This window comes from Kamptonema animale CS-326, assembly GCF_028330895.1.
Lineage (GTDB): Bacteria > Cyanobacteriota > Cyanobacteriia > Cyanobacteriales > Microcoleaceae > Kamptonema > Kamptonema formosum.
In genome coordinates, this window is sequence record NZ_JAQMUA010000188.1 from 1 (window position 1) to 10,677 (window position 10,677).

Sequence of the window (10,677 nt, forward strand, 5' to 3'; positions counted from 1 at the left end):
CCCATTACTTAATAAAGAAGGGACTAGGGGCTAGGGGCTAGGGGCTAGGGAAAGAGGGAAAGAGGGGGAGCAGGGGAGCGGGGGAGCAGAGGAGATGAGGAAACCTTTTCCCCAATTAGCAATTAGCAATTAGCAATTAGCCATTAGCAATTACCAATTACCAATTACCAATTACCATGCCATCAAAAGATTTATTTCTATCTAAAATTTCCAACTGGATAAACACTCCTAAGCTATTTTTCCGCCGAGAATTATTGCCAGTGCTAGCCGATTTACGATTAGCAATTATTTTACTACTAGCTATCGCAATTTTCAGCATCAGCGGTACGATCGTCGAACAAGGTCAACCAGTCCAATTTTACCAAGCTAACTATCCCGAACATCCTGCCTTATTTGGTTTCCTAACTTGGAAAGTTTTACTAATTCTAGGCTTAGACCACGTTTACCGTACTTGGTGGTTTTTGTCAATTCTAATTTTATTCGGAACCAGCTTAACTGCTTGTACATTTACTCGACAATTTCCCGCCTTAAAAGCCGCCCGTCGCTGGAAATTTTATGAAGAACCGCGACAGTTTGAAAAGTTAGCTTTGAGTGCAGAATTAGAAACATCTTCCTTAAATTCCCTAGCAGAACTTTTGCAGAAACATAGCTATCGCATATTTCGCGAAGGCGACACACTTTATGCTCGGAAAGGTATAGTTGGAAAGATTGGGCCGATTATCGTTCACGCCAGTATGTTGATTATTTTAGCTGGTGCAATCTGGGGAACAATGACAGGATTTCTCGGTCAAGAATTAGTGGCCAGCGGCGACATATTTCAGATTAAAAATATTACTGATGCGGGGCCTTGGGCAGAGGCGCAAATACCTAAAGATTGGGGATTGCGGGTGAATCGCTTCTGGATAGATTATACACCAGATGGGAATATCGATCAATTTTATTCCGATCTCTCAGTTTTGGATGAAGAAGGGAAAGAAGTTGACAAACAAACAATTTACGTTAATAAACCTCTAAGATATCGCGGAGTCACTATTTATCAGGCAGATTGGGGAATTGCTGGGGTGCGAGTACGCATCAATAAAAGCCCCGTTTTACAACTACCAATGGCTCAGTTAGATACTCAGGGAAAAGGGCGCATTTGGGGAACTTGGATTCCTACAAAACCAGATTTGAGCGCAGGGGTTTCTCTGTTAGCCAAAGACTTACAAGGAACTCTACTAATTTATGGTTCTGACGGCAAGTTGCTAACTACTGTGCGTGCGGGAATGGCAACAGAAGTTAACGGAGTGATGTTAACTATTGACGAAGTTATTGGTAGCACAGGGTTGCAAATTAAAGCCGATCCTGGCATCCCGCTAGTTTATACTGGCTTTGGTTTACTGATGCTGAGCGTGATGATGAGTTACGTATCTCACTCGCAAATTTGGGCTTTACAAAAAGGCGATCGTCTTTATATTGGAGGGCGTACAAATCGCGCTCAAGTTACTTTTGAAAGAGAGATTGTGGAGATTTTGGATAAATTAGGAGACGGAGACAAAGATGGTGCGATTGCACCTACAACTCTCGCCAGTCAAAACTAATTGTAGCTACTATCCCCGCCTGGTTTTTAAACTTAGGCGGGTACACCGCTACCCCTCTAATCTCATTAGAAGGATCGTTAAAGAATTTTTTTGATATAGTCAAAAATTGCCCGGAGATTGAAGGCTATTATAGCAAAAAAATGCTTGTGTTTGAAGCTTATTAACTTTGATTGTACCTCTACTTTCTTATTGCTATCATAGCCGATCGCCACTATTTACATCAAACCAGTGAATTAACTCAGGTGCAAAAGCCAGCGTCACCATATCATCATTTAAGTTTTGATCTGGCGGAGTCAAAGCGCGCACTTTTACCTCTTCTGCACCGTTTACTCGGACGCTAATTAAATTCTGCATTCCCAAATTTTCCACCAAATAAACCTGACCTTCAATTGTCTGAAAATCTCCCAATTTAGCAATGCGAACGTGCTCCGGGCGAATACCTAAAATAATCTCTGGAGGAGTTGTCAACATTTGCGGTAAACGCACTTTAAATTTACCCAAAATAGCATCATTACCTTCACATTTTAGCTTCAGTAAATTCATCTGAGGACTGCCAACAAAACCCGCTACAAATTGATTTGATGGATGGGTATAAATTCGGTGCGGTGGATCGAGTTGCTGCACAATGCCATTGTTGAGAACTGCAACTTTTGTTGAAAGCGTCATCGCTTCAGTTTGATCGTGGGTGACGTAAACTACAGGGGCTTTTTGTGTTTTAAATAACTGCTTCAATTCCGCACGGACGTGCTCTCTAAGTAAAGCATCAAGATTGCTTAATGGTTCATCTAACAAAAATACCTCTGGTTGACGCACTAACGCCCGACCTAATGCTACCCGTTGTCGCTGTCCTCCCGACATTTTGCTGGGTTTGCGCTCCATTAATTCTGTTAGTCCCAGTGATTCTGCAACTTCCTCTACACGCCTTTTGATTTCTACGGTGGGAGTTTTGTGCAATTTTAAACTAGAAGCCATATTTTCATAGACTGTCATGTGTGGGTAGAGGGCGTAACTTTGAAATACCATCGCAATGTCGCGATCGCCTGGTCTGAGATGAGTGACGTTGCGATCGCCAATCGCAATCTTCCCCCTAGTCGGTTGTTCTAACCCTGCAATTAACCGCAGCGTTGTTGATTTACCACACCCAGACGGCCCTAATAAGGTGATAAATTCTCCCTCTTGGACATCTAAGCTAATGTCTTTAACAGGAACAATTTTAGGACTGTAAGTTTTATTGATTTCTATCAGTTGTAGTCTAGCCATGATGGTAATTGCTAATTGCTAATTGCTAATTGCTAATTGCTAATTGCTAATTGCTAATTGCTAATTGGTAATGGGTAATGGGTAATGGAAAAAAAATCTCCCCATTTCCCCCTCTTTCCCTAGTCTCTAGCCCCTAGTCCCTTTTTCTAATTGGTAGTTGCCACTAAAGAACAACTAACTACTAACAATTATCCTTTAACTGCACCAGCAGTTAAACCTTGGACAATACGGCGCTGGAATGCCAAAACTAGAAGTACCAGAGGCAAAGTTCCCAAAACTGTAGCGGCCGCAATTGGGCCGTAAGGAATTTCAAACATTGACGCTCCACTTAGTTGAGCTGTTGCTACAGGAATAGTTTTCATAGATTCGCGAGTAATAAAAGTAAGAGCAAAAATGAACTCATTCCACGCACAGATGAAAGTCAAAATTCCTGTTGTTATTAACGCTGGCAATGTTATCGGCAAAATAATTTTCCACAGCATTTGAAAAGTATTATAGCCGTCAATTTTTGCTGCATCTTCTAAATCTTTAGGCAACTGTTGAAAGAAACTCCGCATTACCAAAATAGTCAGCGGCAAATTTATAGCAGTGTAAGGAATAATTAACGCTAAATAATTATTTCCTAAATTCAAAGCTTTGACAATTTCCAACAACCCCAAAAATAGCAGTACACCGGGAAAAAGCGTCACGATGGTAACGCTAGCAAGGATAATTTTCTCACCCCAAAGTCGCAACCGCGCCAAAGCATAAGCTGCGGGAGCCCCAAATGCTAAACACAGCAATGTTGAGCTAATGGAAACGAAGGCGCTATTTAAAATATAGAGGGTGAAAGGGCGACGGCGGAACAGAGAAAGGTAATGATCGAAGGTAATTTGTCTAGGAATATAGACATTAGGAACAGCAGAAATATCTGCATTAACCTTGAAAGAAGTCAATACCTGCCACAAAATCGGCCCCATGAAATAAACGACTACTAAAAAAATAGTAACTGGCAAAATAATTAAGCCAATATTGAAATCTTTTTGAGTTGTTTTTTGTCGTGCGATAGCCATTTTTTACTGTTAAATTGATAAATGGAAACTTCTTTAAAACGTAACGCCTCCCTCTGGGAGGTATCTCGATATTTTTACCACCCAGAGGGTAGTGTTACCTAATTTGCTCGCGCTCTAGATAATAAATGGGCAGCAATAGCAACTGCTGCTACCAGGAACAAGAAAGTACAAACTACTAATGCCGCTCCATAGCCAAAATCTAGGTAGCGCATTACTGTACTATAAATATAGATAGAAATAGTCTCCGTTGCTCCTGCTGGCCCTCCTCCCGTCATCACTTGAATTAAGTCAAAAATACCGAAAGATTGGGCAAATCTAAATAATAATGCTATCACAATTTGCGGCAATAGTAGTGGCAAAGTAATCTGGCGGAAACTCTGCCACCGAGTCGCACCATCAATTGCATGAGCTTCGTATAAATCTGGGGAAATTGACTGCAAACCTGCTAGCAAAAGCAATGCGATAAATGGGGTAGTTTTCCAAACATCTGCTAACACAACTGCCATCATTGCCAGAGTTGGATCTCCCAGCCAATTAATACCAGTTTTAATCAAGCCTAAACGAATTAAAATGTCATTAATTATGCCATATTGGTCATTGAAAATCCACGCCCAAGCTACTCCCATTAAAGCCGTTGGTAAAGCCCAAGGTAAGAGAGAAATTGTTCGCACTATACCGCGACCTTTAAAGGGTTGATTTAGAACAAGAGCAATACCCATTCCTAAGATTAATTCTAGCAAAACGGAGGAAGTTGTAAATACTCCTGTATTCCATAAACTCTGCCAAAAACGGCCGTCACCGACCATTCTTGTATAATTATCAAAACCAGCAAAAACCAGTTTTAATTCAGTGCCGAGGTTTTGGGCAAATAAACTTAACCAAAAAGCTCGCAAGATGGGGTAAGCAAATACTATCATCAGCAAAATTAATGCTGGTGTTACTAATATCCAACCCGTCTTTTGTTCCCGTCGCCGTATCGTGTCTATTGTCATGTATTTAAGGATTGATAATTGTCTATCTTTAATATTGCAACTGCTAAGGCAGTTAGGGAAAATCTTTGTAAAGCCACCATCTTGGTGGTATCTTTACCGCAAGCGATGGCGGCGTTATTTAAGTTCTCAAAGAAATAGAAATTGCTCTCTTTATCATACCTATTACTCTAGCTAATTACAATTGGCAATTAGCCATTGCAATTAGCAATTAGCCATTAGCCATTAGCCATTAGCCTAAGAAGATTTAAGACTTCCCAGCAAATTACGGGTTTCACTTGCTGCTGCTTTCATTGCTTTTTCTGAACTCATCCGCCCAGTAAAAGCCGCACTCAGATAACGCTGCAAAATATCCGAAGCTTGAGCATATTGAGCCAAGGGAGGACGCAAAGCTGACTGTTCTACTACCTTTAATAATTGTGGATAATGGGGATACAGAGCAACAACTTCTCTGTCAGTAAAAAGCGATTTATAACTAGGAACAAACCCGGTTTGCAAAATAAACTTTCTCTGCGTTTCCTCGCTGGTGAGATACTGAATTGTTCGCCAAGCTGCCTCTGGATGACGCGAAGTTTTGGAAATACCCCAACCCCATCCCCCTAAGCAGGAACCGCCCTTTTTACCAGCGGCGTGTAACATGGGCTTAATCGCAATTTTACCTTTAATCTTTGAGCCTTCGACATTAGCCAGTTTCCAAACATAGGGCCAATTCCTTAAGAAAATTGTTTGACCATTTTGAAACAAAATGCGGGTTTCTTCTTCCCCATAAGTTGTAACTCCCGGAGGTGAAATTCCACTAGCAATTGTACTTTTAAGAAATTCGACTGCTTTGATTGCCTCTGGTTTATCCAGTCCAATTTCAAAGGTTTGAGGGTTTGCCCAGAAGCCACCAAAACCTTCTAATACCTCTACAAACATGGCCGATACTCCTTCATATTGTTTCCCTTGCCAGAGATAACCCCAAGTTGCTTTTCCCTGTTTCTGCAAGTTTTGAGAAATATTTACCATTTGTTCAAAAGTTTCGGGCGGTTCGACTCCAGCTTGTTCTAAAATATCTTTGCGGTAGTAGAGCATTCCCGCATCGGAGGCGTGAGGAATGCGGTAAAGTTTGCCGTTATAGCGTCCGCCTTCAACGTTACCGGGGACAAATTTTGATAGCTGTTCTGAGGAAATTTTATTAGTAAGATCCATTATCCAACCTGCCGCTGCAAACTTGGGAACCCAGACAATATCCATATTGATAATGTCGTAAGGCGAGTCTCCTAACAAGAAGGCAGAGGTGTAAAGATTTTCTATGAGATTACTATCAAATGGCCCTTCTACTAAGTTGATGCGAATATCTGGATTTTTCTGTTCAAATTCTTCGACAAAAGGCCTCCAGTTAAGGAGGTCTTGACCTTGCATGAGCATGGTCAAAACTGTTGGTTCCTGAGTAAGCGCGGGTTGAATAAAGAAAAATAAGATACCTAAGATGAGGCTAGTAAATAATGCCAGCCAGTAAAGTCGTGTTCTTCGCCACACAAAGGATAAATATAAAAAGGAAAAATTTTTTATTTTGACTTTTGGGGTTACGCTTCTAAGAAATTGAACTAAAGGTTTAGTATTTATCATTTTCGATCCGGGAATTAAGGCTGAGAATGAATGCCTAGTTTGACTAGAAGTCTTCTATCTTAGGGAATGGGTGTTGCGATCGCGCCCTTTACTAGGCTTCCCATTGCGATCGCCTCCTCTCTCTTAACTCGATTTTCAATTTTTTGGTGAAGATAAATTAGGGTTGGCAATAAAAATTCAAGAAAGTATTAATTTATTTAATTAAAACAATCGCTACATAAGACACTCTCGATCGCCCTCTAACTACAACAGGAATTATGCACCCAACCAAAGAAACCGGGTTTTTTACGAAAATACTTCGTTTTGCATAGCAGCCTTCTGCCTCCTGCCTCCTGCCTTCTGCCTTCTGCGTGACCCACATACGATCTCAAAAACCCGGTTTCTCTAACCATGAGCGTAAGTCCTCTACAAAAAACACCGCTCCTAAAGAAGAGGAGAACGGTGTATAGGGGGTGTTATGGGTTGTTGTCTGAATTTAACGGTAACAAATGAGCTGCTGTCCAAACTGAACCTTGTGCTGGTTAAAAAATTGGCACAGATGGATGTGTTACCGTAGCTTGCGATAGGCATAGCTGCTCCACAAGCTTACAAAGGCCCTTAACCAAGCCATTCTAGAACAGCTTCCTCTTTAGTATTGGTACGACGATCGGGGGTTTCGCGGGTAAACTTCATGTGGATAGCGCGGTTTTGTTCGCCATCTGCTGCGACTGCGAAGATCGGATAGTCAATCAAGCCGTCTTGGAAAGACATCTGATAGCGGAAAGTGCCATCGGGATTGAGTTTGATCGGTTGTCCGCCGATGTAAACCGTAGCATCGGGTTCAGTAGCACCATAAACAATCAATTCAGCGTCAGCAACTAACCAGAACTTGCGAGGCTTGGCTGGAGGCATGGAAGCACCAAAGCCTACTCCAGACATCGTTAGACCAACCCCAGACATCGTGAGCCCGGAGGTGGTGGGAACTGCCCACATACCCACACCGGAGGGGAAGACATAGGAACTCAAAGCTTGTTCGTGGATGGCGACTTGCTGAATAGAACCAGCGACGTGCTGCATCGAACCGAAGACGGAACCCGCTACGCGCATTGCTTCGGCAGATTCTGCCATGCCAAAGATTTGTTCGTAGATGGGGTTGCCAGCACTGGCAGGTGCCACTTTCTTGCTGGGGGGAACCAGTTCCAAGAAGGTTTTACCGCGTAAATCTTCTTCCCAACCTACGGTGATGAATTGGTCTTCAATCCAGTCGCTGGGGTAGACGGGGGGAACGCGGACTTCGGCGGAACGGGCAAGGACTATCCAGCGGCCATCGGCGCAACGGTAGCCGATATCGATTACGTAGTCGCGATCGCTCACAGGGATCGGCACGTACCACTCGCGGGCTAGTTCATCGCAGGGATATTCTTGAATATTGTGAGGACTTTGATATTCGAGATTAACATCGGTGACATCGTAAAGCCGGAGGGCGATTTGTTGGCCACCTTGGCGACGCAGTTCTTCTTTGTGACTGTTGGGAATGTCCCAGTAAGTGTAAGCCCATTCAGGATCGCGGGGCATCAACACAATCCGGCTTTCGCCATATCCATCGGGCAAATCTGCCAAACCCTCATCGACAGATGACAGAGAGCCGCCAGTACGATCTTCTTGACCTAGTTCAAATTTTGCTGCTTCCACTGTTTCTTGTGCCTCTAGTGTAGTAGATGGACTATATGAAAATTTGGTGCGTTGAATTTCCTGGATGGAACCCAGAAGTTGGGATTTACGCATCCGGCTATAGCGAGAGACTCCATATTCACTAGCAACTCTACGCAGTTGCCGCAAAGTCATGTCTTCTAAAGGTGGGCGTTCTTTGGCCATGAGTCTGTTCTCCAGTAATTACGACGGCAAGTTAGGTTTTGGGAAACACTTAGATGTTTGCGCCTTGGGAGTTAAAAGCTATTAGGACTGGATATTAAGTCCTAGCTGGCGATCGCTCCCACCTTGAAAGCCTTGCCTCTTGTTCGTCTTTTAAGTCCCCTTCTCAATCCGGGGCTTTAATTTTTTGGCTCCCTTACGCTTCATCCTGGCGAACGAAAGCGTTTCCCATGATTCCTGCTAGACAAGATGGACTCTTTGACAATGGTTGAGGCTGCTACTCACGCTTGTGGCTCGCCACATTAACCGCTATCTAAGTAGTCAAAATGCTAATGAAAGCATTTCTTTGGGATCGCGGGGATCGCTTTTGTCCTATATGTTGCAGAAAAATCCTGATTCGGTCAAGGGGGTTTTGAGCCTGATTATGAGTACATATACGTATTTACAAGGAACTGGGGATCGTTATGTCATGGTTTCCTGACATTTGCTCGTAATTGGGGATCGCCATCAAACCCTATGTCATGATTCCCTGACATAAGCTCTGTAACGCCAACTTCCAGGCGGTATCTTCTGCCGGGACGGCGGCGTTAGGTCTTAGTATGGATAAAGCACTCTACGCTTGCAGTAGATTAATCAACACCAGCCATGAGCCCAAAACTATACAACAGCTTGACTCGTCGGGTAGAACCCTTAGAAACCATAGAACCGGGAAAAGTGCGGATGTATTGCTGCGGCGTGACAGTCTACGATAACTGCCATCTGGGTCATGCACGTTCTTATATTGCTTGGGATGTCGTGCGCCGATATTTGACGTGGCGGGGCTATGAGGTGCGCTACGTCCAGAATTTTACTGATATTGACGACAAAATCCTCAATCGGGCCCGAAAAGAGGGATCTTCAATGGAGGAAGTAGCGGAACGCTACACTCAGACTTATTTTGAAGATATGAAGCGTCTAAATGTCTTGGAAGCCGACGAGTATCCCCGCGCAACTCATACGATGGATGGCATTAAACGGCTGATTCACGAGTTAGAAAGTAAGGGTTATGCTTATGCGTCGGGAGGCGATGTTTACTATAAAGTTAGGCAATTTTCTGAGTATGGAAAGCTTTCTGGCCGCAAGTTTGATGAGATGCAAGCTGGCGCTAGCGGTAGGGTAGAATCCGAAGACGCAGAGGCTCAAAAAAAGAAAGATCCCTTTGATTTTGCGTTATGGAAGGGGGCTAAATCTGGGGAACCGGCATGGGATTCGCCTTGGGGTTCGGGCCGCCCTGGATGGCACATAGAGTGCTCAGCGATGGTACGTCAAAGTTTAGGGGAAACTATTGATATTCATTGTGGGGGGGCAGATTTAATTTTTCCTCACCATGAGAATGAAATTGCTCAATCTGAGGCGGTGACTGGGAAACCTTTGGCAAGATATTGGATGCACAATGGTTTTGTAACTGTTAATGGTGAAAAGATGTCGAAGTCGTTGGGCAATTTTACCACTATTAGGGATTTATTGGATAGAGTAACTGACCCGATGGTAGTGCGTTTGTTGGTATTGATGGCTCATTATCGCAAGCCGATTGATTTTACAGATGAGGGGATTTCTGCGGCTAAAAATGGCTGGAATACGATTAAGGAAGGGTTGCTTTTTGGTGATTTACACGGCGATCAGTTTGGCTGGGATTCAGAGAAAATTCGGAAATTGCCACTAGATAATAATGAGGCTGTACAGCAGTTTCAGGGGGCGATGGATGATGATTTTAATACTCCGGGGGCTTTGGCAGTTTTATTTGAATTGGCGAAGGAGTTACGGCGCGATCGTAATATTTTGGTACATGGGGGAAAAATAGAAACTCCTGGGGAAGTTTTACAACAAAAATGGCATACTCTTGTTAGTTTAGCCGACGAGGTTTTAGGGTTGACTAATCGTATTTCTATCAGTGCGACTCTTCGTATTGATCAATCAGAAGTTAGTCTTAAACTTGAAGTTATTAGGGGATTAACTGATGAGGATATTGAGGGTTTAATTCAGCAACGATTAGAAGCAAGGAAAGCAAAGAATTTTGCTGAGGGCGATCGCATTCGGAATGAACTTAAAGATAGAGGTATTACTTTAATCGATCAGAAGGATGGTACAACTATTTGGCATCGAAATTAAGACTAATGCGTGAAAAATATAGTATTTACGCAACTTTTAACTCATAAGTACGGTAGGGACTTAGGCTTTCGCCCAAGGTGTTTTAACTTAACATCAAACCCTCACTCCGACAGGGGTTAAAACCCCTGTCTCAAAGATCAAGTCCTCTGAAGAGGACTAAGAAAACTCATTAGTCCTCTTCAGAGG

General features: G+C 43.1%; 8 protein-coding genes. 3 read left to right on the top strand and 5 right to left on the bottom strand.

Annotated elements, in window-relative coordinates; translation table 11 throughout:
* Window positions 1-176: 176 nt before the first annotated feature.
* Entirely contained in the window at window positions 177-1,580 is a 1,404-nt protein-coding gene (locus PN499_RS11050; RefSeq protein WP_272031916.1) for a cytochrome c biogenesis protein, read from the top strand.
* Window positions 1,581-1,775: 195 nt separating this feature from the next.
* On the opposite strand, the gene PN499_RS11055 is transcribed toward PN499_RS11050, so the two are convergent.
* From PN499_RS11055 to PN499_RS11075, 5 genes are all read right to left on the bottom strand, one after another.
* Window positions 1,776-2,840, bottom strand: a complete 1,065-nt coding sequence (locus PN499_RS11055) for an ABC transporter ATP-binding protein (protein WP_272031917.1) — start codon at window positions 2,838-2,840, stop codon at window positions 1,776-1,778.
* A 188-nt stretch (window positions 2,841-3,028) separates the two neighbouring features.
* Window positions 3,029-3,892, bottom strand: coding sequence for a carbohydrate ABC transporter permease (locus tag PN499_RS11060; protein ID WP_272031918.1), 864 nt, complete (start codon window positions 3,890-3,892; stop codon window positions 3,029-3,031).
* A gap of 98 nt (window positions 3,893-3,990) precedes the next feature.
* Window positions 3,991-4,884 carry a carbohydrate ABC transporter permease gene (locus PN499_RS11065; RefSeq protein ID WP_272031919.1) on the bottom strand — a complete coding sequence of 298 codons (894 nt, stop codon included), beginning with the start codon at window positions 4,882-4,884 and terminating at the stop codon, window positions 3,991-3,993.
* A gap of 234 nt (window positions 4,885-5,118) precedes the next feature.
* Window positions 5,119-6,492 carry an ABC transporter substrate-binding protein gene (locus PN499_RS11070; protein ID WP_272031920.1) on the bottom strand — a complete coding sequence of 458 codons (1,374 nt, stop codon included), beginning with the start codon at window positions 6,490-6,492 and terminating at the stop codon, window positions 5,119-5,121.
* 597 nt (window positions 6,493-7,089) lie between these two features.
* On the bottom strand, window positions 7,090-8,346 hold the full coding sequence (locus PN499_RS11075; RefSeq protein WP_007353695.1) for a DUF4912 domain-containing protein: 1,257 nt from the start codon (window positions 8,344-8,346) through the stop codon (window positions 7,090-7,092).
* Window positions 8,347-8,632: 286 nt separating this feature from the next.
* Between PN499_RS11075 and PN499_RS11080 the strand changes: the two genes are divergently transcribed.
* A complete protein-coding gene (locus PN499_RS11080) occupies window positions 8,633-8,824 on the top strand; it encodes a hypothetical protein (RefSeq protein WP_272031921.1) in 192 nt (63 codons plus the stop codon).
* A gap of 164 nt (window positions 8,825-8,988) precedes the next feature.
* Complete coding sequence (cysS, locus tag PN499_RS11085) at window positions 8,989-10,491, top strand: cysteine--tRNA ligase (protein ID WP_272031922.1); 1,503 nt, start codon at window positions 8,989-8,991, stop codon at window positions 10,489-10,491.
* The last annotated feature ends 186 nt before the right edge of the window (window positions 10,492-10,677 follow it).